Genomic DNA, 26110 nt, shown 5'->3' on the forward strand with positions numbered 1-26110 from the left:
CGCGTCCGTCACGTCCACAGTGCCCAGTCGGGCTGAGAATCCACTTAGAGAACGTCGTGGACGGCGCGAGGAAATCCTCACGCGTCACAGATCACACCCCGATGCGGCGCTACACCCCCAGCCGAACGTCAATTATTGTCCGCGCCGGCCACCGCGCCGTCCACCGAATTGATCGTGCGTGTCGCAACCGGAACATCGCCGGTGACGGCGGGGGCCTCGGGCAACGCCCGCCGGCCGGGCAGCATGATGCGGATCGAGGTGCCCGGAGGTTGCCCGCCCGGCACGGTCTCCTCGACGCGGATCGTGCCGCCGTGTTTGAGCACCACCTGTTTGACGATCGCCAGACCCAGGCCCGATCCCGGCATCGCGCGTGCCGAGGTGGACCGGTAGAAGCGCTCGAAGACCAGCTCACGCTCCTCCGGCGGGATGCCCGGTCCATGGTCGGCGACCACCAGTTCGGCGTGTACGGCGTCGCGTTGCTGCAGCCGCACCGACACCCGGCCGCCCGGCGGGCTCCATTTGGCCGCGTTGTCCAGCAGATTGAGCACGGCGCGGGACAGCCCCGCGGCGTCACCGTAGACCTGCCACGAGATCACGTCGGCGTCGAACTCGATATCGCTGCGGCGCCGGCGAACTCGCTCCAGGGAGCGATCCACCACATCGGAGATGTCCACCGTCTCGTGGATCACCACGCCGGCGTCGTCGCGACTCAGATCCACCAAATCGCCTACCAGGGTTGACAATTCACCGATCTGGGCAATCACATCGGCCTGCAGCCCGGTCATCTCGTCATCGGGCAGCCGGGGTGCCCCCGGGGCCATGGAGGCCATCAGCAGTTCGACGTTGGTGCGCAGCGACGTCAGCGGGGTGCGCAGTTCGTGACCGGCGTCGGTGACCAACCTGGCCTGGCGCTCCCGGGATTCGGCCAGCGCGCGCAGCATCATGTTGAAGGCCTCGGTGAGCCGGGCCAATTCGTCGGTGCCCACCACCGGGATCGGGCGCAGGTCGTCGGTGCGCGCCACCCGTTCGGCGGCCTGGGTCAGCCGGCCCACCGGGCGCAGGCCGGCGCGGGCCACCATGCCCCCGGAGATGGCGGCCACCGCCATCCCCGCACCGCCGACGATGGCCAGGATGGTGCCGAGCCGTTTGAGCAGTGCCAGCGTCGGCGCCAGGCTCTTGGAGATCAGCAGGGAGTTGCCGTCGGCCAGATGCACGGCCAGCACCCGCTGGTTGTTGGCGGTCCGCAACGACATCAGCAGGTCACCCTGCACCACCGCTTTCTCCGGCGCCCCCAGCGGCAGGGTCTGCCCCTCCTGGTTGGCGGTGTAGATGTACCGGCCCGGGCTGACCAGCATGGCGTTCACGTCGGAGTAGGCGGTGCCTTCGATGGCCTTTCCGGGGTCGGCGGCCAGCGAGCCGCTCTCGATGAGTAGCCGGGCCCGGCTGTGCAGCTGGTTGTCGATGTCTGCGAACACCGACCGGGACACCACGACGTACACGGCGACGGCCATCAGCACCACCACCATGGCCACCATCGACATCGCCAGCAGCATCACCCGCCAGCGCAGCGATACCGAACTGACGTTGCGCACCGTGGTGTAGCGGCGGTAGGGCAGTTTCACGGACATCAGGGTGGGGTCTCACGCAGCACGTAACCCACCCCGCGCACGGTGTGGATCAGCCGCGGTTCTCCTTCGGCCTCGGTCTTGCGGCGCAGATAACCGACATACACCTCGAGGGCGTTGCCCGACGTCGGGAAGTCGAAACCCCACACCTCCTCGAGGATGCGGCTGCGGGTCAGCACCCGGCGCGGGTTCGCGATGAGCATCTCCAGCAGCGCGAACTCGGTGCGGGTCAGGCTGATGGACCGCTCGCCGCGGGTGACCTCACGGGTCACCGGATCCAGGCTGAGGTCGGAGAAGGTCAGGGCCCGGGATTCGCTGGTGTCCTCGGGCACCCGGCGGCGCAGCAGCGCGCGCATCCGCGCCAGCAGTTCTTCGAGGGCGAAGGGCTTGGGCAGGTAATCGTCGGCGCCGGCGTCCAGCCCGGCCACCCGTTCGGACACCGAGTCACGGGCGGTCAGCACCAGGATCGGCAGATCGTCACCGGTACTGCGAAGGTGCCGGCAGACCTCCAGGCCATCGAGCCTCGGCATCATGACGTCCAGGACCAAGGCGTCCGGACGGTCACTGGCGATCAGATCCAGTGCCTCGACACCGTCCTGGGCCAGTTCGACCGAGTACCCGTTGAAGGAGAGCGACCGGCGCAGCGACTCGCGCACCGCGCGATCGTCATCAACGACAAGAATGCGCACCGGCACAGTGTCACCCGCGTGTCTGAGAGCGACCTGAGAGGCGCGCCGCGGGCGGTGCCGAGCTACTTGCGGTCGAGGTCAACCAGGCCGAGGCGGGCAGCCTTGAGCAGGCGCCGGGGCACCTTGTGCTGCTGACCGGCCACGTTGACGTTGACCAGGCCGGTGGCCTCGGTCTTCCACTGCGCACGCCGGCTACGGGTGTTCGAGCGCGACATTCTCCGCTTGGGCACGGCCATGACGTGCATCTCCTTGTGTCTGGTTCTGGAAAAGCCAAAGTCGCGCGGAACCTCAGCGGCGACAATTGCACTTGAGGATAGCCGGTGAGCCGCGTCGGCTCCAAAACGAGCCAGCAGGCGCGACCCACCCCTTGACTCGAGACCTGCGGTACCCGATAACCTACCGGTTGGTTGGGATGCGCCCGCATCCCGCCCGGTTCAAGGGAGAATGCGTGGCGTCTGCGGCCGGTGATGCGGTTCGGATCGGCAATTGTTCGGGCTTCTACGGTGATCGCTTCGCCGCGATGCGAGAGATGCTCACCGGCGGTGAACTGGATTACCTGACCGGCGACTACCTCGCCGAACTCACGATGCTCATCCTGGCCCGCGACCGGGCCAAGAATCCGGCCCTGGGCTACGCCAAGACCTTCCTGCGCCAGCTCGAAGAGTGCCTGGGCATCGCGCTCGATCGGGGCGTGAAGATCGTGGCCAATGCCGGCGGACTCAACCCCGTCGCGCTGGCCGGTGCGGTGCGCGAGCTCGCCGATCGGCTGGGCCTGACGGTCAACGTGGCCCATGTCGAGGGCGACGACCTGGTGGCCCGCGCCGACGAACTCGGATTCGGAAGCGTGCTGGCGGCCAACGCCTACCTGGGCGCCTGGGGCATCGTCGACTGCCTGAACGCCGGCGCCGACGTCGTGGTGACCGGTCGGGTCACCGACGCGTCGGTGATCGTCGGACCGGCGGCCGCCCACCACGGCTGGTCGCGCACCGACTACGACGCACTGGCCGGTGCCGTCGCCGCCGGCCACATCATCGAATGTGGCACGCAGGCCACCGGCGGCAACTACTCCTTCTTCACCGAGCTACCCGATCTGACCCGGCCGGGATTCCCGCTGGCCGAGATCGCGGCCGACGGGTCGTCGGTGATCACCAAGCACGCCGGTACCGGCGGATCGGTGAGCACCGGGACGGTCACCGCGCAGCTGCTCTACGAGATCACCGGGGCGCGCTATGCCAACCCGGACGTCACCTTGCGGATGGACAGCGTGTCGCTGTCGGCCGACGGGCCGGACCGGGTACGGGTGCACGGCGTGCGCGGCGAGGCGCCGCCACCCACGCTGAAGGTGTCGCTCAACAGCATCGGCGGTTTCCGCAACGCTACGTCCTTCGTGCTCACCGGCCTGGACATCGAGGCCAAGGCCGAGCTGCTGCGCCGTCAGTTGGAGAGCAGTCTCACCGTGCGGCCCGCCGAGCTGGAATGGACATTGGCCCGCACCGACCATCCCGACGCCGATACCGAAGAAACCGCCAGTGCACTGCTGCACTGTGTCGTGCGCGATCCCGACCCCGCCAAGGTGGGACGTCAGTTCTCCTCGGCCGCAGTCGAACTCGCGTTGGCCAGCTATCCCGGTTTCACCTCCACCGCACCGCCGGGTGACGGCCAGGTGTACGGGGTGTTCAAGCCCGGCCGGGTGGATGCCGAGCTGGTGCCGCACGTCGCGGTGCACGCCGACGGCCGTCGGGTCGAGATCGCCGCGGCCACTGACACCCTCGAGCTGGCTCCGGTGGCCGACCCCGCGCTGCCGCCCGCACCGGAGGCCGGGCCGGTGGTGCGCGCCCCGCTGGGCCGCATCGCCGGGGCCCGTAGCGGCGACAAGGGCGGATCGGCCAACGTGGGCGTCTGGGTGCGTACCCAAGACGAATGGGCTTGGCTGGCACACACGTTGACCGTGGCTAAGGTGCGCGAGCTCCTCCCCGAGACTGCCGACCTGCCGGTGACCCGGCACCTGCTGCCGAATCTGCGGGCGGTCAACTTCGTGATCGAGGGCATCCTCGGCGAGGGGGTGGCCTACCAGGCCCGCTTCGACCCGCAGGCCAAGGGACTCGGCGAATGGCTGCGGTCCCGATATCTCGATATCCCGGAAAGGTTGCTGTGACCGACATCTGGCACACTCCCGAACGCGAAGCGCTCCGAAAATCGGTGCGCGCGTTCGCCGAACGCGATGTGCTCCCCTTCGCCGACGAGTGGGAACGCAACGGTGAGATCCCGCGCGAACTGCACCGCAAGGCCGGCGCCGCCGGGCTGCTCGGCGCCGGGATGCCCGAATCGGTGGGTGGTGGCGGCGGTGACGGCGCCGACGCCGTCGTCATCTGCGAGGAGATGCACCAGGCCGGATCCCCCGGTGGCGTGTTCGCGTCCCTGTTCACCTGCGGCATCGCGGTGCCGCACATGATCGCCTCCGGGGATCGGCGCCTGATCGACACCTACGTGCGCCCCACGCTGCGCGGTGACCTGATCGGCTCGCTGGCGATCACCGAACCGGGCGGCGGCTCCGACGTCGGCCACCTGACCACGCGCGCGGTGCGGGATGGCGACCACTACGTGGTCAACGGCGCCAAGACCTACATCACCTCGGGAGTGCGCGCCGACTACGTGGTGACCGCGGTGCGCACGGGCGGACCCGGCGCGGCCGGCGTGTCCCTCCTCGTGGTCGACAGGGGCACGCCCGGTTTCGAGGTCAGCCGCAAATTGGACAAGATGGGCTGGCGGTCCAGTGACACCGCCGAGCTGTCCTACACCGACGTCCGGGTGCCGGTGGAGAATCTGGTCGGGATGGAGAACACCGGCTTCCTGCAGATCGCCGGCGCGTTCGTCTCCGAGCGGGTGGGCCTTGCCGCCCAGGCGTATTCGAGCGCGCAGCGGTGCCTGGACCTCACCGTCGACTGGTGCCGCAACCGCGAGACGTTCGGGCGCCCGCTGATCACCCGGCAGGCCGTGCAGAACACGCTGGCCGAGATGGCCCGCCGGGTCGACGTGGCGCGGGTGTACACCCACCACGTGGTGGAGCGGCAGTTGGCCGGAGCCGCCCCGGCGGCGACATCGGGCTTGGGGGATTCCAACCTGATCACCGAGGTGTGTTTCGCCAAGAACACCGCGGTGGAGGCCGGCGAGTGGGTGGCCAACCAGGCCGTCCAATTGTTCGGCGGCATGGGTTATATGGCCGAATCCGAAGTCGAGCGCCAATACCGCGATATGCGCATCCTCGGCATCGGCGGCGGGACCACCGAAATCCTCACCTCACTGGCCGCCAAGACCTTGGGATACCAGTCATGACCACCTTGAGATCCACCCTCGACCCTCGCTCGTCGGCGTACACCGAAGCGGCCCAGGCGATGACGGCCAAACTCGCCGAACTGGATGCCGAGCACGCCAAGGCCCTGGCCGGCGGCGGCCCCAAATACGTCGACCGCCACCATGCCCGCGGCAAGCTGACCGCGCGCGAACGCGTCGAACTGCTGCTCGACCCCGACGCCCCGTTCCTGGAGCTCAGCCCACTGGCGGCCTGGGGCACCGATTTCACGGTCGGCGCCAGCGTGGTCACCGGTATCGGCGCCGTCTCCGGCGTCGAATGCCTGATCGTGGCGAACGATCCGACCGTCAAGGGCGGCACCAGCAATCCGTGGACGCTGAAGAAGATCCTGCGGGCCAACCAGATCGCCATGCAGAACCGGTTGCCGGTGATCTCGCTGGTGGAATCCGGCGGTGCGGATCTGCCCACCCAGAAGGAGATCTTCATCCCGGGCGGCCAGATGTTCCGGGATCTCACCCGGTTGTCGGCGGCCGGGATTCCCACCATCGCACTGGTTTTCGGCAACTCGACCGCGGGCGGGGCATACGTGCCCGGCATGTCCGACCACGTCGTGATGATCAAGGAACGCTCCAAGGTGTTCCTGGCCGGCCCGCCGCTGGTGAAGATGGCCACCGGTGAGGAATCCGATGACGAATCCCTCGGCGGCGCCGAGATGCACGCCCGCACCTCGGGTCTGGGCGACTACCTGGCCGCCGACGAGCTCGACGCCATCCGGATCGGCCGGCGCATCGTGGCTCGGTTGAACTGGCGCAAGCAGGGCCCCTCCCCCGCCCCCGTGCTGGAACCGAGGTTCGACGCCGAGGAACTGATCGGACTCGTCGGCGCCGATCTGCGGATCCCGTTCGACCCGCGCGACGTGATCGCCCGCATCGTCGACGACTCCGATTTCGACGAGTTCAAGCCGCTGTACGGGTCGTCGCTGGTGACCGGTTGGGCGCGGCTGTACGGATATCCGGTCGGCATCCTGGCCAACGCCAGGGGCGTGCTATTCAGCGAGGAGTCACAGAAGGCCACCCAGTTCATCCAGTTGGCCAACCGGTCCGACACACCACTTCTGTTCCTGCACAACACCACCGGCTACATGGTGGGTAAGCAGTACGAAGAGGGCGGGATGATCAAGCACGGCTCGATGATGATCAACGCCGTGTCCAACTCCACCGTGCCACACATCTCGCTGCTGATCGGGGCGTCCTACGGCGCCGGCCACTACGGCATGTGCGGTCGCGCCTACGACCCGCGCTTCCTGTTCGCCTGGCCCAGCGCCAAATCGGCGGTGATGGGTGGCACCCAGTTGGCCGGCGTGCTCTCGATCGTCAGCCGCGCCGCCGCCGAGGCGCGCGGACAAACCGTCGACGAGGACGCCGACGCCGCCCTACGGGCCGCCGTCGAGGCGCAGATCGAGGCCGAGTCCCTGCCGGCCTTCCTGTCCGGGCGGCTCTACGACGACGGGGTGATCGACCCGCGGGACACCCGCACCGTGCTCGGAATGTGCCTGTCCGCCATCGCCAGCGGCCCGATCGAGGGGACGTCGAATTTCGGCGTCTTCAGGATGTGAGACGCAATTGATCACGAGAGTTCTCGTCGCCAACCGTGGTGAGATCGCCCGCCGCGTCTTCACCACCTGCCGCCGGCTCGGTATCGGCACCGTCGCGGTGTACACCGATCCGGACGCCGGCTCGCCCCACGTGGCCGAGGCCGACACCCGGGTACGCCTGGAGGGCCGCAACGGGTATCTGGACAGCGCCCAGCTGATCGCCGCGGCGCGTGCCGCCGGGGCCGACGCGATCCATCCCGGGTACGGGTTCCTCTCGGAGAACCCGGATTTCGCCGCCGCCGTGCAGCAGGCCGGCCTGACCTGGATCGGGCCGCCGGTACCCGCCGTGGCCGCGATGGGTTCCAAGATCGAGGCCAAGAAGCTGATGGCGGCCGCCGGCGTGCCGGTGCTGGCCGAGCTGGACCCGGATACCGTCACCGCCGATCAGTTGCCGGTGCTGATCAAGGCGTCGGCCGGCGGCGGCGGCCGCGGCATGCGGGTGGTCCGTGAATTGTCCGCGCTGGCGGGCGAAGTCGCCGCCGCCCAGCGCGAGGCGCAGTCGGCATTCGGCGATCCCACGGTGTTCTGTGAGCGCTACCTGGCCAGTGGCCACCACATCGAGGTGCAGGTGATGGCCGATGCGCACGGCACCGTGTGGGCCGTCGGCGAACGCGAATGTTCCATCCAGCGCCGGCACCAGAAGGTGATCGAGGAGGCACCCTCGCCGCTGGTGGAACGCACCCCCGGCATGCGGGACAAGTTGTTCGAGGCCGCCCGGCTGGCCGCCGCGGCCATCGGCTACACCGGCGCGGGAACCGTCGAGTTCATGGCCGACGACAACGGTGACTTCTTCTTCCTGGAGATGAACACCCGGCTGCAGGTCGAGCACCCGGTCACCGAGGAGACCACCGGGTGCGACCTCGTCGAACTGCAGCTCGAGGTGGCCGACGGTCACCGGCTCGACCCGGCTGCCCCTGCTGCACACGGGCATTCGATCGAAGCCCGGCTCTATGCCGAGGACCCGGCCGAGAATTGGCAGCCCCAGGCCGGGCCGGTGCACCGGTTCGACGTGCCCGCCACCCGTACCCAGTTCGACACGCTGGGTGGGCGCAGCGGCGTGCGGGTGGACTCCGGCATCGTCAACGGTTCGCAGGTGTCGGTGTTCTACGACCCGATGCTGGCCAAGATCATCTCCTATGCGCCCACCCGGGAGCGCGCCGCGGCGATCCTGGCCGACGCGCTGGCCCATGCCCGCCTGCACGGCATCAAGACCAACCGCGACCTGTTGGTCAACGTGCTGCGGCACCCGGCGTTCCGTGCCGGCGACACCGACACCGCCTTCTTCGACACACACGGACTGGCCGAGTTGGCCGCCCGTCCGGGCGATGCGGCCGCCGTTTCCGCCACCGCGGCAGCGCTGGCCGACGCCGCGTACAACCGCAGCACCGCAACGGCTTTCGCGCCGACGCCCAGCGGGTGGCGCAACCTCGCCTCCGGCTACCAGACCCGGACGTACCGCGACGCGGCCGGATCCGAACAGGTGGTCCGCTACCGGTTCACCCGGGCCGGGGTGCAGTTGCCCGACCATGACGGTGTGGCTCTGGTGTCGGCGACGCCGGAGCGGGTCGTCCTTTCCGTCGACGGCGTGGAGCGGACCTTCGACGTGGCCCGATACGGCGACGAGGTGTTCGTCGACTCCCCGCTGGGCGCGCTGCGCCTGCTGGCCCAGCCGCGCTTCCCCGACCCCGACACGGCCGTCGCGCAGGGCTCCCTGCTGGCCCCGATGCCCGGATCGGTGGTGCGCGTCGGCGCCGCCGTCGGGGACACCGTCACCGCCGGCCAGCCGCTGATCTGGCTGGAGGCCATGAAGATGGAGCACACCATCACCAGCCCGCAGGCCGGAGTGCTCGCCGAACTCCATGTCAGCGCCGGCCAACAGGTCGATGTCGGTGCCGTGCTCGCCCGTGTACAAGAACCCGAAGGAGAACAACCATGAGTTTCGTCGAGACCGAGGAACAGCGGGCGCTGCGCGATGCCGTCAGGGCGATGGCCGCCAACTACGGCCAGGATTACTACCTGGAGAAGGCACGCGCCGGCCAACACACCACCGAATTGTGGAACGAGGCAGGCAAGCTCGGCTTCATCGGGGTGAATCTGCCGGAGGAGTACGGCGGCGGCGGGGCGGGCATGTACGAGCTCAGCCTGGTCATGGAGGAGATGTCGGCGGCCGGCTCGGCCCTGCTGATGATGGTGGTCTCACCCGCCATCAACGGCACCATCATCTCCAAATTCGGCACCGAGGAACAGAAAAAGCGCTGGATTCCCGGTATCGCCGACGGGTCCATCACCATGGCGTTCGCCATCACCGAACCCGATGCCGGGTCCAACTCCCACCGCATCACCACCACCGCGCGCCGGGACGGCAGCGACTGGATCCTCAAGGGCCAGAAGACGTTCATCTCGGGCATCGACCAGGCCCAGGCCGTACTCGTCGTGGGCCGTACCGAAGACCACAAGACAGGCAACCTCAAGCCGGCGCTGTTCGTGCTGCCCACCGACACCCCGGGTCTGAGCTGGACCAAGATCGAGATGGAGATCATCAGCCCGGAGAGCCAATTCCAGGTGTTCCTCGACGATGTCCGGTTGCCTGCCGACGCCCTGGTCGGCTCCGAGGACGCGGCCATCGCGCAGTTGTTCGCGGGGCTGAATCCCGAGCGCATCATGGGCGCGGCCAGTGCGGTCGGGATGGGCCGCTTCGCGATCGGGAAGGCCGTCGACTACGTCAAGACCCGCCAGGTCTGGAAGGTCCCGATCGGTTCGCACCAGGGCCTGTCACATCCACTGGCGCAGAACCACATCGAGATCGAGCTGGCCAAGCTGATGATGCAGAAGGCCGCCACGCTGTACGACACCGGCGACGATTTCGGCGCGGCGGAGGCCGCGAACATGGCCAAGTACGCCGCCGGCGAGGCGTCGGTGCGGGCCGTCGACCAGGCCGTGCAGTCGCTCGGTGGCAACGGCCTGACCAAGGAGTACGGCATTGCCGCGGCGGTGACCGCGTCCAAGCTGGCCAGGATCGCCCCCGTGAGCCGCGAGATGATCCTCAACTTCGTCGCGCAGACCTCGCTGGGCCTGCCCCGGTCGTACTGATGACGCAACTCGTCCGCTACGACGTCGACGGTGCCGTCGCGCGGGTGACCCTTGATTCGCCGCACAACCACAACGCGTTGTCGTCGGTGCTGGTGACCCAACTGCGTGAGCGACTGGCCGACGCAGCAGGATCCGGCGCCCGCGCGGTGGTGCTCGGCCACACCGGCAAGACGTTCTGCGCCGGCGCCGATCTGAGCGAGGCGGCCGGGCGGGATCCCGGTGACCTCGCGGTGGACCGGGCCCGGGAGATGACGGTGGTGCTGCGCTCGATCCTGGAGCTGCCGATTCCGGTGATCGCCGCGGTCGACGGGCATGTGCGCGCCGGCGGGATGGGGCTGGTGGGTGCCTGCGATATCGCGGTGGCCGGGCCGGCGAGCACCTTCGCACTGACCGAGGCCCGGATCGGGGTGGCACCGTCCATCATCTCGCTCACACTCTTGCCGAAACTGACGGCTCGGGCGGCCGGCCGCTATTTCGTGACGGGTGAGAAGTTCGGGTCCGCCGTGGCCGCGGCCGTCGGTCTGATCACCGATGCCGCCGAGGATGTCGGCGCCGCGGTGGCGGCGTTGACCGGCGAAATCGTGAAGGGTTCGCCGCAGGGGCTGGCGGCGTCGAAGGCCCTGACCACGGCGCCGATCCTGGCCGCTTTCGACGCGCACGCCGACGAGCTGGCATTGCAGTCGGCGCGGCTGTTCACCTCCGACGAGGCGCGCGAGGGCATGCTCGCCTTCCTGCAGAAGCGCAGCCCCAACTGGGTGTCGTGATCCGAGCGACGCGAATACAGCAAACAATGCGTCCGCCGCAACGAATTCGTCAACGGTATTGCATGTGCGGCTATTCGTCGTACGCTCGTCAGTGATGAGCGCCGGCGCGAAGAACAGATGGCACTGATGAGCACGTCAGCGTCCTGGAGTGGATCGATGCGTGCCGCCGACACCGACCGGATACAGGTGGCGCAATTGCTGACGGACGCGGCCGCCCAGGGCCGGCTTTCGCTCGACGAGTACGAGACCCGGCTGGCCAAGGCGTATGCCGCCCAGACCTGCGCGGACCTGGATCGGTTGAGCGCCGATCTGCCCGGCGGCAGCGCGACCGGCAAGGGTGTCTGCCGGCCGGCGCCGTCCACCCTGTTGCTGGCCATCATGAGCGGGTACGAACGCCGCGGCCGGTGGAACGTGCCCAAGAAGCTGACCACCTTCGCCTTGTTCGGCGGCGGCGTCGTCGACCTGCGCTACGCCGACTTCACCACGGCCGACGTGGAGATCCGCAGCTACTCGATCTTCGGCGGGCAGACCATTCTGGTGCCGCCGGAGGTGAACGTCGATATCGGCGGGGTCGGCGTGATGGGCAGCTTCGACCACAGCGTGAACGGCAGCGGGACACCGGGCGGTCCCCGGGTGCGGGTGCGCGGGTTCTCGCTGTGGGGCAGCGTCGGCGTCAAGCGCAAGAAGCGCCGTCACACCAACGCCGACGACACCGTCGACAGGGCCTGACGCTACCTCCGCCGCGAGGTCAGGTAGTCGCCCACCACCGCGGCGCCGAGGCCATCCAGATCCGGCACGACGACGCGGCCCTGCACCCGCCGGGCGACCTGGTCGATGAATCGGGCCAGGCCCGGATCGTTGCCGAGCCGGAAGATGGTCACCTGCGCGCCGAGCCGGGCCACCTCGTCGAAACCCTTGACCGTGAACGCGATGGTGCGCGGGTGCGGCGGGTAATCAAAGAAAACGGCAGAACTTCCTTCTGCGTCGCCGTAATCCTCCAGGTGGGCGGTGGGCTCACCGTCGGTGACGATGAGGATCACCGGTTGGGCGTTGGGATGCCGGCGCAGATGCCGCGCCGCCAAGGCCAGCGCGTGATGCAAGTTGGTGCCCTGCTCGTAGACGCCCTCCAGCCCGGTCAGTTCGGCAGCGGTCAGCGTCCGGGCGTACCGGCCGAACGCGATGATCTGCAGGTCATCGGACCGGAAGCGGGTGCTCACCAGATGATTCAGGGCCAGCGCCGTGCGCTTCATCGGCAGCCACCGGTTCTCCATCACCATCGAGAAGCTGGTGTCCACCAGCAGGGCCACGCAGGCTTGGGTGCGGGTCTCGGTTTCGGACACCTCCACGTCCTCGACCGTGATGGTCAGCGGCCCGTGCCCGTCGGTACCCGCCCGCCGCAGCACCGCGTTCGTCAGCGTCCGCGTGACGTTCCAGGGTTCGGTGTCGCCGAACGCCCACGGCCGGGTCGCCCCGGTCAGTTCGCCCGCCGCGCCGGCCCGTTGGGTCTGGCGTTCGCCGTTGCGTCCGGACAGTTGGCGCGCGACGTCGCGCAACGCGGTCTGGCCCAGCTGCCGCATCGCCTTGGGCGACAACCGCCACTTGCCGTCGGACCCACGGTCCAGGAAGCCCTGGTTCATCAGCGCGCGTTCCAGGTCGGCGAGGGTGCGGGCGTTCACCGCCGCGTCGTCGCCGAGCTGGCGGGCCAGCATGTCCAGGTCGACGTCGTCCATGGTGGCGCCCGGGTAGCTCTGCGACAGTTGCTCGGCCAGCTGTTCCAGCTCGGCGATATCGGCCAGCGCCTGGGCTCCCTCGCCCATGCCCAGCGGGTCCCCGCCGGAGAACTCCTGCGATCCCGTCCAGTCCTCACCGGGCCGCGCGGCCTGCAGGTGGGAATCCAGCCGGTTCAGCGCATTCATCAGCGACGGTGAACCGAAGGCCTGCTGCGCCAGGGCATCCAGCTCGGCGCGCTGCTGCGCCGACAGGCTGTTGCGGAAACGCTGGGCGGCCGCGGCGCGCTGGGCCAGCGAATCGATCAACTCCTCCACGTTGCGCGGATTCTCCGGGAAGTACTGGCCGTGCTTGGCCATGAAGTCCTGGAAGTCTTGCTCGGAGTCCTGCCCTTGTGCGTGCTTGTCGAGCAGGTCGTTGAGGTCGTCGAGCATGTCGTTGACGGCCTGGCGGTCCTCGTCGGTGGCGTTCTCCAGGGCCTGCTTCATACCGGCGAAACGCTGGTCGAGCATCTCGCGGCCGAGCAGATCGCGGATCTGCTCGTACTTCTGCCTGGCCTCGGCCGAGCGCCAGTCGTAGTCGGCGAGTTCGCGCACCGCCTTGGCCGGGGACGGGGACAGCGCCTCCATCTGCATCTCGCCGAAGCGGGCGTCATCGTCGAGCGCGCGCGCCAGTTCCTTGCGTTCGGCCAGCACCGCCTCGTCGAGCAGCTTCTTGATGTCCTGCAGGGTGCCGTCGAGATTGTTGCGCTGCAACAACTCCCGCCGCCTGCGGTTGGCCTCGGCGGCGAGCTTGTCCGCCCCGGACAGGGTGCGGGTGCCGCGGCGCAACAACTCCGAGAGTGCCCGCCGCGGCGACGAGCCCTCCATCACGTCCTGCCCGATCTGTTCGAGCGCTTCGCGCAGGTCGACGGGCGGCGCCAGCGGGTCGGGACCGCCGCTGTATCGCGAGTAACGCGAGAGATGGTTAGCCATATACCGTTTCGCCCTCATCGGAGGTCTTGTCGATTCGCTTGGCCAGGTACAGCGCTTCCAGGGCCAGCTCCACCGCCGCGGCCCGTTCACCGTCGTTGGTGGCCCCGAGCCGTTCGGCGATCGCGTCCAGCACCGGCAGATCGGGCAGCGCGGCCAGTACGTCCTTGGCGCTGACCCGCTCACCCGTGGTCACCGGTGAGCCGTCCTCGACGGCGGCCACCAGCGGCCCCACGTCGATACCGCCCAGCGCCCGCGACGCGGTGTCGGCCGTCGCCCGGCGCAGCAGATGCTCCAGCACCACCTGCTCGCGGCCTTCCTCGCCGGATTCGAATTCGAGCTTGCCGCGCAGCACGTCGATCACGGTGCCGAGGTCGACGACGCGGGCCACCGGCTCCTGTTCGCCGAGGACGGCCCCGCGGTGCCGGGCGGACGCGGCCACCGTCTCGGCTGCGGCGATCGCGAACCGCGCCGAGACGCCGGACCGCTGGTCGATGGCGCTGGACTCGCGCAGCGAGCGGGCGAACCGGGCGACGATCTGCAGCAGGTAGTCGGGCACCGGGGCGCTCAGGTGCGCCTCCTGCCTGATGACGGCCACCTCGGCGGCCAGCTCGAGCGGATAGTGGGTGCGGATCTCGGCGCCGAACCGGTCCTTGAGCGGGGTGATGATGCGGCCGCGGTTGGTGTAGTCCTCCGGGTTGGCACTGGCGACGACGAGCACGTCGAGCGGCAGCCGCAGGGTGTAGCCGCGGACCTGGATATCGCGCTCCTCCATCACGTTGAGCATGGCCACCTGGATGCGCTCGGCGAGGTCGGGCAGCTCGTTGACGGCGACGATGCCGCGATGCGACCGCGGGATCAGGCCGTAGGCGATGGTCTCGGGGTCGCCGAGGCTGCGCCCCTCGGCCACCTTGATGGGGTCGATATCGCCGACCAGGTCGGCGACGCTGGTGTCGGGCGTCGCGAGCTTCTCGGTGTAGCGCTCACTGCGGTGCCGCCACGCGATGGGGAGGTCGTCCCCGACCTCGGCGGCCCGGCGGATCGATTCCGGGGTGATGGGGCTGTAGGGGTGTTCACCCAGCTCAGAGCCGGCGATGACGGGCGTCCATTCGTCGAGCAGACCGGCCAGTGAGCGCAGCAGGCGGGTCTTGCCCTGTCCGCGTTCACCCAGCAGCACGAAGTCGTGTCCGGCGATCAGGGCGCGTTCGACCTGGGGCAGCACGGTGTCCTCGAAACCGAACAGCCCGGGCCAGATGTCGTCGCCCGTGGCCAGCCTGGCCAACAGATTTTCCCGGATCTCCTGCTTGATCCCGCGCTCGACATGACCGGAAGCACGCAGCTCGCCGACGGTGCGGGGCAGATCGTTAGGTGACGTCACCACTCCACGCTACGACTGCTGCCGAGTGCCGGCATGGTCACCTGGATTTTCCTCGCCGGAAGTACCCAGTACCATGGGTACCGTGAATTCGCTCGAATGGCGCGACCGGCCGACCACCGTGCAGTTCGGCCCGGCCTGCCGGCAATCCCGATTGCTGGGTGTGCTGACCGCGATCTCCCTGCGCACCGTGCTGGGGATCGCCACGATCATCGGCCTCATCGTCAACAGGGTGTGGCCGGCCGGCCTGCAGCGGGCGCATCTGGATGTCATCGACAAGCCGCTGCGGTTCATCCCGGCCCTGCCCGGCACCAGCCTCACCCCGGAGCGGCTGCCGCACTGCCCGGCCGAGTGGGTCGTCGCACCGAATGCCCGCGACTCCGATCGGGTGATCGTCTACTTCCACGGCTCGGCGCTGGTGACCCTCGGCCTCAACTCGCACCGGCGGTTCGCCTCGAAGCTGTCCGAGGCCACCGGTTCTCAGGTGTTCAACGTCGGGTACCGGTTGGCGCCGCAGGCCAGCATCGAGGAGGCCGTCGAGGATGGCCTGGACGCCTACCGGCACGTGCTCTCGCTCGGATTCACCCCGGATCGCGTTGTGCTGGCCGGTGATTCGGCCGGTGGGCTGATGGCCGCCGATACCGCGCTGGCGATTCGCGATGCCGGCCTGCCGGTGCCCGCCGGTCAGGTTCTGCTGTCGGCGCTGACGTCAGCGGACATGCAGCTGAAGTACGCGGCGCTCAAGGAACATGTGGATGTGCTGTTCCCGTTCATGACCGTCAAGTTCATCTACGACGTCTTCGCCACGGTCAACGGCACCCGGCCGGTGCCGATCATGCCTTCTGAGGCGAACATGAGCGGACTGGGCCCGTTCCTGTTGCAGATCGGCACCAACGAGATGCTGCGCAACGACACCTTCACCCTGGCCGACCGGCTGCAGGCCGACGGTGTCCCGGTGTGGGTTCAGGTGTGGGACAAGGCGATGCACATGTTCCAGTTGTCCTTCGACGTGAATCCCGACGCCCGCCGCGCGGTCGAGGAGATCGCGTCGTTCGTGGAGTACGTGACGACGCCGGCGCGGGACGAGGCCACCGCCTAGCGTCGAGTGGCCAGTTATCGCACGCATTCTGGGATGGTCGACGATCCACACCCGCGGATTCATCCACAGGGTCGGCTGTGCACAGGTGTCGACGCGCGAGATCCGTCCGCCTACGCCGACATATTGGCGTCATGGTGGCACATCCCTTCGTGGGGACCGAGGCATTGGCCCGCGGCATTGTCGGTCGGCGAAGTCTGCGCACGCAGAACACCCCGATCTACCGGAATGTGTATCTGCCCCGAGGAGTTGACGTCACCGCGGCGACTCGTGCCGAGGCCGCGTGGTTGTGGTCCGGCCGAACCGCCATCGCGGGAGGACTGTCCGCGGCCGCGCTCTACGGCACGCGCTGGATCGGGGCCGACGAACCCGCGGAGTTGTACCGCACCAACGGAAAGCCGGTCAGCGGCATCCTCATCCATCGGGACACGCTGTACCCGGACGAAATCGGGTCGGCGTCGAGCATCCCGGTGACGACACCGGCTCGCACCGCATTCGATCTGGGTCGGCGGCGCGGCACGACGCTCGCCGTGACGCGGATCGACGCGCTCGCTCAGGCGACCGGGGTTCGGGTGTGCGATATCGAACCACTCATCGCGCGCCATCGGGGAGCGCGAGGATTGGTCCAGCTCCGCGAAGTCCTCGACCTGGTCGACGGCGGCGCCGAGTCGCCTCAGGAGACCAGGACCCGGCTCGTGCTCGTCGGCGCCGGATTGCCGCGGCCCAGCACGCAGATCGTGGTTCGGCGCTATCGCATCGACCTCGGCTGGGAGCAATTCAAGGTCGGTGTCGAGTACGACGGGGAGCAACACTGGAAGGACGCCCGACAGCACGCCCGCGATATCGATCGACTGGCGGAATTGTCCGCATCGGGTTGGCGCGTCATTCGCGTCAGCGCAGAAATCCTACGCAACCGGCGCCACGTGATCGTGGAGCGAACCTGTGCTGCACTGCGCGAGGCAGGTGCCGAATGGCCAGTTATTGCACGCATTCTGGGATGAAGCGTGTAATAACTGGCCGGTCGACCTAGTGGGCGAAGTGCCGCGCCCCGGTCAGGTACAGCGTGATCCCCGCCTTCGCCGCCGCCTCGGTCACCACGTCGTCACGCACCGAACCACCCGGGTGCACAATCGCTTTCACACCCGCGTTGGTCAGGGTTTCCAGGCCGTCCGGGAACGGGAAGAAGGCATCGGAGGCCGCGACGGCGCCCTTGACCCGGTCACCGCCACGTTCCACTGCCAACCGGGCGGCGTCCACCCGGTTCACCTGACCCATACCCACTCCCACGGTGGCACCGTCGGCCGCGACGACGATGGCATTCGATTTCACCGCACGGCAGGCCCGCCATGCGAACACCAAGTCGGCCAGCGTCGCCGAATCGGCGGGCTCGCCGGTGGCCAGCGTCCAGTTGGCCGGGTCGTCGCCGGGGGCGTCCAGCGCATCGCGCTCCTGCAGCAGCAAGCCGCCACTGATCTGCCGGAATTCAACGCCGCTGTCCTGCGGCTCGGAGGCGACCAGGATGCGGATGTTCTTCTTACCGGACAGGATCTCGACGGCGCCTGGCTCGTAGGCGGGCGCGACGATCACCTCGGTGAAGATGTCGGCCACCGTCTGCGCCATCTCCACGCTGACGGTGGTGTTGGTCGCGATGACCCCACCGAACGCCGAAAGCGGGTCGCATTCATGGGCTTTGCGATGCGCGTCGGCCACCGACACCGACGAGACGGCGATACCGCACGGATTGGCGTGTTTGATGATCGCCACACAGGTCTGCTCGTGGTCGAATGCGGCCCGCCAGGCGGCATCGGCGTCGGTGTAGTTGTTGTAGGACATCTCCTTGCCGTGCAACTGCTCGGCCTGCGCCAACCCGGGCCAGCCGGCATCGTTGCGGTACAGCGCCGCGCCCTGGTGCGGGTTCTCGCCGTAACGCAGCACCGCGGCGCGATGCCAGGTGGCACCCACCCACTGCGGCGGGGCGTCCGGACCTGCACCGTCTTCGGGCGCCAACACCGAGCCCATCCAGCTGGCCACCGCGACGTCGTACTCCGCGGTGTGCCGGAATGCCAACGCCGCCAGCCGCTTCCGCTCGGCGAGCGTGAAACCGCCGGACCGCACCGCGGCCAGTACGCCCTCGTAGCCGAGCGGGTCGACCACCACGGCCACGCTGGGATGGTTCTTGGCGGCGGCGCGCACCATGGATGGTCCGCCGATGTCGATCTGCTCGACGCACTCGTCGGGCGCCGCGCCGGAGGCCACCGTCTCGGTGAACGGGTAGAGGTTGACCACCACCAGCTCGAACGGCGCGATGCCCAGATCCGCCAGCGCCGCCTCGTGCTCGGACTTGCGCAGGTCGGCCAGCAGGCCGGCGTGCACCTTCGGGTGCAGGGTCTTCACCCGGCCGTCGAGCACCTCGGGGAAGCCGGTGACGTCCTCCACCGGGGTGACCGGAACACCGGCCTCGGCAATCGTTTTCGCGGTGGAGCCCGTCGACACGATGCTCACGCCCGCGTCGTGCAGCCCGCGGGCCAGCGCCCCCAGACCCGTCTTGTCGTACACGCTGATCAACGCGCGCCGGATCGGCCGCTTATCACTCATCGCTGCATCCTCAACATCCGAAGGTCGCCTTTCGCCCGGTCCAGGTGAGGCCGCGGGTGGCCACCGCGGCGAGCACGTCCACCAGCAGTCGCCGTTCGACCACCTTGATGCGTTCGTGCAAAGTTTCTTCGTCGTCATCATCGAGCACGGGCACGGTTTCCTGCGCCAGAATCGGCCCGGTGTCGGTCCCGGCATCGACCAGGTGCACGGTGGCGCCCGTCACGCGCACGCCGTAGTCCAGCGCTTCGGCGACGGCCCGCGCGCCCGGGAAGGCCGGCAGCAACGCCGGATGGGTGTTCACCACACGCCCTTCGAAGCGCGAAAGGAATTGGGGACCAAGAATTTTCATGAACCCCGCGCTGACGACGAGATCGGGTTCGTGGCGCGCCACCGCATCGGTGAGCGCGCTGTCCCAGGCGGCCCGGTCGGTGTGGTCGCCGAGTCGCACGGTGAACGACGGCACCCCGGCGCCCGCGGCGATCTCCAGCGCACGGCACGCCCGATCGGTGCCGACGGCGACCACCTCGCCCGGATAGTCGCCCCCAGCGGCCAGCAGTGCCTCCAGCAGGGATCCGGTACCCGAAGCCAACACCACCAGCCGCGACGGCGCGGTCGGAGGCACCCTGATCGGGTCCCGGAGCGGGGGCTGCACGCCCAGCAGCCTAGTCGGCCTGGTCGCGCGGCTTTTCGGCCGGATCCCCGTCGGTGAGGAAGTGCTCTTCCGGATCGAGCAGTGGTTCGTCGGGCTCCTCCGGCCGCTCGGCAGGTGGCGCGACCTCCCCGGCCTCCACAACCTCGACGACCTCGACGTCGACCGGTTCGTCCAGCACCACCACATCGGTGACGGCATCGTCGGGCTCGGGATGCGGCTCCGGCTCGGCTACCGGCTTGACCGGCTTGGGCCGCTTGGCCAGGCCGCCCGCCATCGCCACGGTGAGTCCGCCGATCGAGACGAACCAGAGGAACACCGCGGGCCCGAACGTGACCTGGTCGACCCCGACGTCGCCGAAGTTGCCGAGCCGTCCGCCACCGGCGTAGCCGAGCAGCGCCATCACCGCGGCCGCGACGGCGGCGGCCACCACCAGCTTTGCGGCGGCGGCGGGCAGCGGCACCGGGCGCCGCGCGCACTGCTGCCCCAGCGCCACCGCCGAGACCGCCGCGACGATCAGCAACGCGACCCAGATCGGCCCGAGCGGCGGGGTGGGCATGGCGGCCAACACCGGCACCGCCGGGATGTCACCGCCCAGCACGGTGAACGAGCTGAAGGTGGCCAGCCCGACATGCGCCGTCGACCCGACGGCCACCGCCGCGGTGCCGACGATGACGTTGGGGATGTACAGCGCCGACAGCAGGGTGAGGCTGAATTGCCCGAATACCGAGTCGGTGATCCCGAACAGGTCGTGCATGGTGCCCCAGTGCACGATCAGCGAACCCGTCGCCACGACGCCGGACAGGCCGAACAGCGCGAGTACCCCGGCGCCGGCACCGCGGAAGGCGTCGGGCAGCCAGCCCGGCACCCAGGGCACCGATCGCATCTTGCCGGTGAGCAGCACGCCCACGACCGCACCGATCGCGTGCACCGCGAGCACGCCGGCGAAGGCGCGCCCGGCGTTCGGCGTCTGGAGTTCGGTGAGCACCGAGGACGCGTCGTGGATGACGGCGAGCGCGAGCGCGGCGATCAGCAGGGGGCCGCCCAGCGCGGAGGCCACCACCCAGCGGATGACGAACCAGGACGACCGCGCCGCGGCCGCGGCCGTGGTCCGGGCGGTGCCCCACACCATCAGCAGCACCGGCAGCAGCGGCATCACGCCGAGCTCGCGGCCACCGATCGACACCGGGACCTGGTGCACGCCGAGCCACATGCTGGCGATCGCGCCGAAGGCGCCGGTCATATCGCTGTTGGCGATCAGCAACTGCAGCAGCGTCACCGCCGCGATGATTCCGAGCGCAACCAGCGAGGGACCGAACGCGACGCGCAGCAGATCGCGTGCCTGCCGGGTCCCGACTGACCGGTTGTCCACTAGCTGGGTCGCTCCTCGCGTGCTGGCCTCACGCACGCCGAATGCACACGGCCCGGATGCGCTTCTCAACCATGGAAGCCCAGACTACGACGGCGGCGGCCCGGCTTGCTCTGAGGACGCGGCGTGAGATTGTGTCGGGACCGCTGTGGTCGGGTCCGACGATCCGGCCGGCTGCGGCTGACCGAACGCGGGGAAACCGGTGGGCGGCGTGGGCGGACCGCTCTGCGGACCGGGCGCGCCGGCGGCGGCGAAACCGCCGGTGCTCGGACCCTGGTAACCGGCGCCGTACTGGGCCGGCGGCGCGTAGCCGGGCCGGCCCTGCTGCGGCGGCGCCGGCGGTGCGCCGTACGGCTGCCCCGGCTGACCATGCTGTTGGCCGGGCTGCTGACCACCGTGCTGTCCGTAATACGGCGCACCGTACTGGCCGTAGGGCTGCTCGTACCGCGGCCGCGGTTCCGGCGCGGTGATGATGCCCGCCTCCAGCAGCAGCGCCGCGATCGCGGCGCCGGCCTGCAACACCGTGCAGATGATCACCAGATACAGCGCCCAGCCGATCGACACCCCCTGCGGCGCGTTGATCACCTCACCGAGCACGAGCAGGAAGGACAGCAGCGCGATGGCCGCCACCACACCGGCGGAGACCTTCTGCTTGGGCAGCAGGGCGACGGCGGCGATCAGGCCGGCCAGCACCGACGCGGCCACCGCCAGCCCGATGCCGATGGTGCTACCACTGGCGCTGCCGAACTGCGGGAAGTCCGAACTCTTGATGGTGAGCAGCGGACCGAAGTTGAACGCGTAGGTGGCCAGCCCGAGGACGGCGACCGCGGCGAACAGGTAGACCGGCAGCTTGACCGGCTCGGCCGGATCCGCGACCTTCCCGAACTGCTGGGTCGGCGCGACGTACTGGTTGCCCTGCTGGGACTGCGGATATCCGGGACTACCGGGTGGGTAAGTCATGACTCTCCTGTGTCGGCGATCTCGACCACCCACGCTAGCGCACCCACATGTGAGCGACCTCAGGCCGATACGAGCACCGACGAGTCCAGCGCGCCTTCCTCCGACGCCTCGATTTCCCGGACCAGCGGCAGCACGTGCTTGCCGAAATACTCGATTTCTTCCTGGAAGTGGAGGAAGCCACCCAGGATGAGATCGACACCCCGTTTGCGGTAGGCGGCGATGCGCTCGGCGATCTGCTCGGGGGTTCCGATCAGCTGCGTGCGGAACCCGTCGTTGTACTGGACGAGGTCCTCGAACGACGAGTCGGCCCACATGCCCTTCTTGTCCGCGGTCGAGTTGCCCGCCTGCTGCACCGCCCCGCGGAAGCCCTCCACGGCCGGCTTATTGGCCTTGGCGATGATCTCCCGCAGCGTTTCCTTCGCTTCCTTCTCCGAGTCCCGCGCGATGATGAACCCGTTCAGGCCGAACTTCACCTCACGCCCGGCGGCACGCGCATGGTCACGGACCTCGACCACCTGCTCGGTGAGGCCGTCGAAGTCCTTGCCGTTGGAGAAATACCAGTCGGCGTAGTAGCCGCCGTTGCGGCGTGCGGCCGTGGAATTACCACCCTGGAACAGTTCGGGGTTGGGCCGCTCGGGGGTGTTCAGCGGCTTGGGCTTGAGCGTGAAGTCGTGGATGCGATAGAAGTCGCCGCGGAAATCCACGTCGTCCTCGGTCCAGATCTTGCGCAGCACCTGCAGGAACTCGGCGCTGCGCCGGTACCGCTCGTCGTGCTCCAGCCAGGGCTCGCCCAGGTGGGTGAACTCGTCCTTGAACCAGCCGGACACCACGTTGACCGCGAACCGGCCGCCGGACAGGTGATCGGCGGTGGCCCCCAGCTTGGCCAGCACAGCGGGCTGCCACAGGCCCGGATGCACCGCGGCGATCACCTTCAGCCGCTCGGTCGCCAGCAGCAGGGCCAGGCTGAAGCTCGTCGATTCGTGCTGGTACTCCGCGCCGTAGCTGGCCTCGTACCGGACCTGCGACAGGGCGTACTCGAACCCGTTGTTCTCGGCCGTCTGCGCGAGCTTGCGGTTGTACTCGTAATTCCAGTCGGTGCGCTGCTCGATATCACTGGTGACCAGGCCGCCGCTGACGTTGGGCACCCAGTAGGCGAATTTGATGTGATCGGCGATGCGTTCGGTCGTCATGGCTGCCATGGCAGCAGCCAGGGCGGCGACAGTCACGGGTAACGATCTGCCTGAACCGAACCGAGCCCGTCCCGCCCTTGCCCTGCAGACTAGAACACGTTCTAATTCTTGCCATGGACTATGGGCTCGTACTCTTCACCAGCGATCGCGGCATCGCCCCGGCGGCCGCGGGCAAGCTCGCCGACGACCACGGCTTCACCACTTTCTACGTGCCCGAGCACACCCACATCCCGATCAAGCGGCAGGCCGCGCATCCGACCACCGGCGACGAGACGCTGCCCGACGACCGCTACATGCGGACCCTCGATCCGTGGGTGTCGCTCGGCGGGGTGGCCGCCGTGACCGACCGGGTGCGGCTGTCCACCGCGGTGGCCCTGCCCGTCGAGCACGACCCCATCACGCTGGCCAAGTCGATCGCCACGCTGGACCACCTGTCCGGCGGCCGGGTCAGCCTCGGTGTCGGATTCGGTTGGAACACCGACGAACTCGCCGACCACAAGGTGCCGCCGGGTCGCCGTCGGACCATGCTGCGGGAGTACCTGGAGGCCATGCGGGCATTGTGGACCCAGGAAGAAGCCGCCTATGACGGCGAATTCGTCAACTTCGGCCCCAGCTGGGCGTGGCCCAAGCCGGTCCAGTCGCACATCCCGGTACTGGTCGGCGCGGCCGGCACCGAGAAGAACTTCAAGTGGATCGCGAAGTCGGCCGACGGCTGGATCACCACGCCCCGGGACTTCGACATCGACGCGCCGGTGAAGCTGTTGCAGGACACCTGGGCCGCGGCCGGCCGCGACGGGGCGCCGCAGATCGTCGCGCTCGACTTCAAGCCGGATCCCGACAAACTCGCGCGCTGGGCCGAGCTCGGTGTCACCGAGGTGTTGTTCGGGCTGCCGGACAAGTCCGAGGCAGAAGTCGGGGCGTATGTCGAGCGGTTGGCGGGCAAACTCGCCGCCCTCGTCTGAGGTTGCTGGACCACCCGGGAAGGTAACCCGCGACCGTCCATTCGGTGACCCTGCGGTGAACACCGTCCGACCGATCGGCGACCGCACTCACAGCACATTCACCGGAACAGGGCCAACGATGCTCGCATGTCAGTCGCCCCGCTCTCGGACGAATACGAGTTCCGCCTCCCCGCCCGGCCGGTTCTGGTCACCGCAGGGCGGCGACATCCCGGCGCGGCCGACGCGGCACAGGCACGCCTGTTCGCGGGGCTGCTGGAAGCCGAGATCGCCGAACTCAGCGCGTATGCCGTAGCGGCCGAGGAGAAGTGGCAGCGCAGCCACCCGGCCGACGCCAAGCGTCCCGACGGGCTGGCCCGTCAGCATGCCCGGGTCGAGGAGGCGCGCCGCCTGCTGGCCGCGCTGCACCAGCGGTTCGCCCTGACATGACCGAATTCGGATCAGCCGGAATCGAATTCGGGCCGGCCACTCACCCGCGAGCCGTCGACCGCAGGCACCGGTGGGCCGCCGGATTTGCTGGACTCAGGCCAACGTCGCGCGGTTGCCCTGCTCGGTCGAGCGCACCGCGATCGCCGCGCCCAGCGGTTCGCCGTCAGACAGCAGCGCCACCAGCGCCGCGTCGTCGGTGGTGGCCAGGAAGCGCGACCCGTCGGCGGCCAACCGGCCGACGATGATGCCGGTGTGCGGGGTCCAGTCGTAACGCACCGTGTAGGTCTCGACGGTCGCCGGCCCGTCGGCCTGCTCGGTGACGGCCACCGCCGGGTAGCCGGCCACCTCGCCCTGCAGTTCGGTGCTGCGGTCGGGCGCCCAGTCGGCGGGTTCGGTGGAGTAGATGCCGACCGAGTACTTGCTCGCGATACCGCCGTTGGCGCCGACGAGCGCGAATTGGCCGGGCTTGTCCCGCATTTCGTTGACCGCTTCGGCGATTCCATGCAGCGAGTAGTTGTTGCCCGGACCGCCGAAGAAGGGCAGTCCGCCGGTCAGGGTCAGCCCGCGCTCGTCATCGGTCGCCAGCCCGAGCCCGTCGCAGATGTTGAACACCGGGAACGGGAAGCAGCTGTAGAGGTCGAACGCCGCGATGTCGTCCAGGCCGATACCCGCCAACCGCAGCGCCTCGCGCACCGCGAGCACCGAGGCGGGGCTGGCGCCGAGATCGGCGCGCTCCAGCAGCTTCTGTTCCTTCATGTCGGCATGCCCGCGCAGATATACCCACTTGTCTTCCGGCACACCGAGTTCGCGCGCCCTGGCCACCGACATGAGCAACGCCGCCGCACCCTGGTTCACCTGGTCGCGGGCCACCATGAGGCGCGGATAGGGATCGCAGATCATCCGGTTGGCGGGGGTCACGGTGACCAGTTCGTCCACCGACCGTTCCGTGGGCGCCGACGAGTACGGGTTCTTGGCAGCGACTTTGGAGAACGGCGCGAACAGCTCGGCCATCGCCAACCGGTAGTCGGCGACCGATAGCCCCAGCCTTGCGCGCCGCGCGTTGTCCAGCAAACCGTACTGGACCGGGGCGCCGATGAGGCCGTGCTTGATCGTGTACTCGTCGAAGATGCCGTCGTAGCCGTAGCCACGGTCCTCCAGTTGCCCGCCGACGGTCTCGGAGTGATCGGGCTTGTCGTCGCGGTCCGCGAAGTACCGCAGGCTCGAGGTGTTCTCCGACCCCATCACCAGCACCACGTCGGCCTGCCCGGCGGCGATGGCACCGGCGAACTCGGTGACCAGATGCTGCGGGCTCTGGCCGCCGATCACCTCCAGCACGGCTCGCGCGGGGTCGGCGCCGATGCGCGCGGCCACCGACCGCGGGTAGTTGTCGGACTTGCCCAGGGGCGCCGGTGTCCGGCCGGAGATCTCGAACTGCCGGGTTCCGGCGATGACGTCGATGGCGCGTGCGACGGCTCCGGGATCGGCGCCGGTGTTCTCCAGGGCGGCCCGCGCCGCGGCGGCGGCGAGGTCGACCGACGACATGCCGCGATAGCCGGAATCGCCGAGGCGTTCGGTGAACTGGCCCACGCCGACGACGACCGGGGTACGGGAATCGACCATGACACATCTCCTGACAGGTGTTAATTCGCCAGGCTAA

At 68.9% G+C, this 26110-nt stretch carries 22 protein-coding genes; 11 read left to right on the top strand and 11 right to left on the bottom strand.

The window, feature by feature from the left end:
• Positions 1-128: 128 nt before the first annotated feature.
• From BN977_RS09020 to rpmF, 3 genes are all read right to left on the bottom strand, one after another.
• On the bottom strand, positions 129-1553 hold the full coding sequence (locus tag BN977_RS09020) for a HAMP domain-containing sensor histidine kinase (RefSeq protein WP_234709599.1): 1425 nt from the start codon (positions 1551-1553) through the stop codon (positions 129-131).
• Positions 1554-1627: 74 nt separating this feature from the next.
• On the bottom strand, positions 1628-2314 hold the full coding sequence (locus BN977_RS09025) for a response regulator transcription factor (RefSeq protein ID WP_036398761.1): 687 nt from the start codon (positions 2312-2314) through the stop codon (positions 1628-1630).
• Between the two features lie 62 nt (positions 2315-2376).
• Entirely contained in the window at positions 2377-2550 is a 174-nt protein-coding gene (gene rpmF, locus BN977_RS09030; protein WP_024453127.1) for a 50S ribosomal protein L32, read from the bottom strand.
• A 212-nt stretch (positions 2551-2762) separates the two neighbouring features.
• Between rpmF and BN977_RS09035 the strand changes: the two genes are divergently transcribed.
• The 7 genes from BN977_RS09035 to BN977_RS09065 all read left to right on the top strand — a co-directional run bounded on the left by BN977_RS09035 (position 2763) and on the right by BN977_RS09065 (position 11861).
• Positions 2763-4469, top strand: a complete 1707-nt coding sequence (locus BN977_RS09035) for an acyclic terpene utilization AtuA family protein (protein WP_036398763.1) — start codon at positions 2763-2765, stop codon at positions 4467-4469.
• A complete protein-coding gene (locus BN977_RS09040) occupies positions 4466-5647 on the top strand; it encodes an acyl-CoA dehydrogenase family protein (RefSeq protein WP_227456280.1) in 1182 nt (393 codons plus the stop codon). Before BN977_RS09035 ends, BN977_RS09040 begins: the two co-directional genes overlap by 4 nt.
• A complete protein-coding gene (locus BN977_RS09045; RefSeq protein ID WP_024453130.1) occupies positions 5644-7239 on the top strand; it encodes an acyl-CoA carboxylase subunit beta in 1596 nt (531 codons plus the stop codon). The genes BN977_RS09040 and BN977_RS09045 overlap by 4 nt, the downstream gene beginning before the upstream one ends.
• 7 nt (positions 7240-7246) lie before the next feature.
• On the top strand, positions 7247-9214 hold the full coding sequence (locus BN977_RS09050) for an acetyl/propionyl/methylcrotonyl-CoA carboxylase subunit alpha (protein ID WP_036397232.1): 1968 nt from the start codon (positions 7247-7249) through the stop codon (positions 9212-9214).
• On the top strand, positions 9211-10368 hold the full coding sequence (locus BN977_RS09055) for an acyl-CoA dehydrogenase family protein (RefSeq protein WP_036397234.1): 1158 nt from the start codon (positions 9211-9213) through the stop codon (positions 10366-10368). Before BN977_RS09050 ends, BN977_RS09055 begins: the two co-directional genes overlap by 4 nt.
• A complete protein-coding gene (locus BN977_RS09060; RefSeq protein WP_036397235.1) occupies positions 10368-11132 on the top strand; it encodes an enoyl-CoA hydratase family protein in 765 nt (254 codons plus the stop codon). Before BN977_RS09055 ends, BN977_RS09060 begins: the two co-directional genes overlap by 1 nt.
• A 126-nt stretch (positions 11133-11258) precedes the next feature.
• Positions 11259-11861: a DUF1707 SHOCT-like domain-containing protein gene (locus BN977_RS09065; RefSeq protein WP_024453134.1), complete on the top strand. Its 603-nt coding sequence runs from the start codon at positions 11259-11261 to the stop codon at positions 11859-11861.
• Positions 11862-11863: 2 nt separating this feature from the next.
• Here BN977_RS09065 and BN977_RS09070 read toward each other — a convergent pair whose 3' ends face one another.
• Together BN977_RS09070 and BN977_RS09075 are read right to left on the bottom strand one after the other, a co-directional pair.
• On the bottom strand, positions 11864-13834 hold the full coding sequence (locus tag BN977_RS09070) for a vWA domain-containing protein (RefSeq protein ID WP_036397236.1): 1971 nt from the start codon (positions 13832-13834) through the stop codon (positions 11864-11866).
• Positions 13827-15209, bottom strand: a complete 1383-nt coding sequence (locus BN977_RS09075) for a sigma 54-interacting transcriptional regulator (protein WP_024453136.1) — start codon at positions 15207-15209, stop codon at positions 13827-13829. Before BN977_RS09075 ends, BN977_RS09070 begins: the two co-directional genes overlap by 8 nt.
• A gap of 73 nt (positions 15210-15282) precedes the next feature.
• Between BN977_RS09075 and BN977_RS09080 the strand changes: the two genes are divergently transcribed.
• Positions 15283-16305 (top strand): alpha/beta hydrolase, encoded by a 1023-nt coding sequence (locus BN977_RS09080; protein WP_306372231.1) that lies wholly within the window; start codon positions 15283-15285, stop codon positions 16303-16305.
• Positions 16306-16436: 131 nt separating this feature from the next.
• Complete coding sequence (locus BN977_RS09085) at positions 16437-17303, top strand: endonuclease domain-containing protein (RefSeq protein ID WP_036397237.1); 867 nt, start codon at positions 16437-16439, stop codon at positions 17301-17303.
• A gap of 25 nt (positions 17304-17328) precedes the next feature.
• On the opposite strand, the gene purH is transcribed toward BN977_RS09085, so the two are convergent.
• The 5 genes from purH to sfnG all read right to left on the bottom strand — a co-directional run bounded on the left by purH (position 17329) and on the right by sfnG (position 23065).
• Entirely contained in the window at positions 17329-18897 is a 1569-nt protein-coding gene (gene purH / locus BN977_RS09090; RefSeq protein ID WP_036397240.1) for a bifunctional phosphoribosylaminoimidazolecarboxamide formyltransferase/IMP cyclohydrolase, read from the bottom strand.
• 10 nt (positions 18898-18907) lie between these two features.
• A complete protein-coding gene (gene purN, locus BN977_RS09095; protein ID WP_036397241.1) occupies positions 18908-19549 on the bottom strand; it encodes a phosphoribosylglycinamide formyltransferase in 642 nt (213 codons plus the stop codon).
• Positions 19550-19559: 10 nt separating this feature from the next.
• Entirely contained in the window at positions 19560-20918 is a 1359-nt protein-coding gene (locus BN977_RS09100; RefSeq protein ID WP_036397242.1) for a cell division protein PerM, read from the bottom strand.
• A gap of 84 nt (positions 20919-21002) precedes the next feature.
• Positions 21003-21875 carry a DUF5336 domain-containing protein gene (locus BN977_RS09105; protein WP_036397244.1) on the bottom strand — a complete coding sequence of 291 codons (873 nt, stop codon included), beginning with the start codon at positions 21873-21875 and terminating at the stop codon, positions 21003-21005.
• Positions 21876-21934: 59 nt separating this feature from the next.
• Positions 21935-23065, bottom strand: a complete 1131-nt coding sequence (gene sfnG, locus BN977_RS09110) for a dimethylsulfone monooxygenase SfnG (RefSeq protein ID WP_036398768.1) — start codon at positions 23063-23065, stop codon at positions 21935-21937.
• A gap of 113 nt (positions 23066-23178) precedes the next feature.
• Between sfnG and BN977_RS09115 the strand changes: the two genes are divergently transcribed.
• Positions 23179-24027 carry an LLM class F420-dependent oxidoreductase gene (locus BN977_RS09115; protein WP_036397246.1) on the top strand — a complete coding sequence of 283 codons (849 nt, stop codon included), beginning with the start codon at positions 23179-23181 and terminating at the stop codon, positions 24025-24027.
• Positions 24028-24153: 126 nt separating this feature from the next.
• A complete protein-coding gene (locus BN977_RS09120) occupies positions 24154-24453 on the top strand; it encodes a hypothetical protein (RefSeq protein WP_036397248.1) in 300 nt (99 codons plus the stop codon).
• A gap of 93 nt (positions 24454-24546) precedes the next feature.
• On the opposite strand, the gene BN977_RS09125 is transcribed toward BN977_RS09120, so the two are convergent.
• Positions 24547-26073 carry an acetyl-CoA acetyltransferase gene (locus BN977_RS09125; RefSeq protein ID WP_036397249.1) on the bottom strand — a complete coding sequence of 509 codons (1527 nt, stop codon included), beginning with the start codon at positions 26071-26073 and terminating at the stop codon, positions 24547-24549.
• Positions 26074-26110 lie beyond the last annotated feature (37 nt).

The organism is Mycolicibacterium cosmeticum, assembly GCF_000613185.1.
Classification (GTDB): Bacteria; Actinomycetota; Actinomycetes; order Mycobacteriales; family Mycobacteriaceae; genus Mycobacterium; species Mycobacterium cosmeticum.

Coding starts and splice junctions, on each gene's coding strand:
- BN977_RS09105 (WP_036397244.1), bottom strand. CDS start 21,875: ATGACTTACCCACCCGGTAGTCCCGGATATCCGCAGTCCCAGCAGGGC.
- BN977_RS09120 (WP_036397248.1), top strand. CDS start 24,154: ATGTCAGTCGCCCCGCTCTCGGACGAATACGAGTTCCGCCTCCCCGCC.
- sfnG (WP_036398768.1), bottom strand. CDS start 23,065: ATGACGACCGAACGCATCGCCGATCACATCAAATTCGCCTACTGGGTG.
- rpmF (WP_024453127.1), bottom strand. CDS start 2,550: ATGGCCGTGCCCAAGCGGAGAATGTCGCGCTCGAACACCCGTAGCCGG.
- BN977_RS09115 (WP_036397246.1), top strand. CDS start 23,179: ATGGACTATGGGCTCGTACTCTTCACCAGCGATCGCGGCATCGCCCCG.
- BN977_RS09070 (WP_036397236.1), bottom strand. CDS start 13,834: ATGGCTAACCATCTCTCGCGTTACTCGCGATACAGCGGCGGTCCCGAC.
- purH (WP_036397240.1), bottom strand. CDS start 18,897: ATGAGTGATAAGCGGCCGATCCGGCGCGCGTTGATCAGCGTGTACGAC.
- BN977_RS09085 (WP_036397237.1), top strand. CDS start 16,437: ATGGTGGCACATCCCTTCGTGGGGACCGAGGCATTGGCCCGCGGCATT.
- BN977_RS09125 (WP_036397249.1), bottom strand. CDS start 26,073: ATGGTCGATTCCCGTACCCCGGTCGTCGTCGGCGTGGGCCAGTTCACC.
- BN977_RS09080 (WP_306372231.1), top strand. CDS start 15,283: ATGGGTACCGTGAATTCGCTCGAATGGCGCGACCGGCCGACCACCGTG.
- BN977_RS09055 (WP_036397234.1), top strand. CDS start 9,211: ATGAGTTTCGTCGAGACCGAGGAACAGCGGGCGCTGCGCGATGCCGTC.
- BN977_RS09060 (WP_036397235.1), top strand. CDS start 10,368: ATGACGCAACTCGTCCGCTACGACGTCGACGGTGCCGTCGCGCGGGTG.
- BN977_RS09020 (WP_234709599.1), bottom strand. CDS start 1,553: ATGCTGCTGGCGATGTCGATGGTGGCCATGGTGGTGGTGCTGATGGCC.
- BN977_RS09045 (WP_024453130.1), top strand. CDS start 5,644: ATGACCACCTTGAGATCCACCCTCGACCCTCGCTCGTCGGCGTACACC.
- BN977_RS09065 (WP_024453134.1), top strand. CDS start 11,259: ATGAGCACGTCAGCGTCCTGGAGTGGATCGATGCGTGCCGCCGACACC.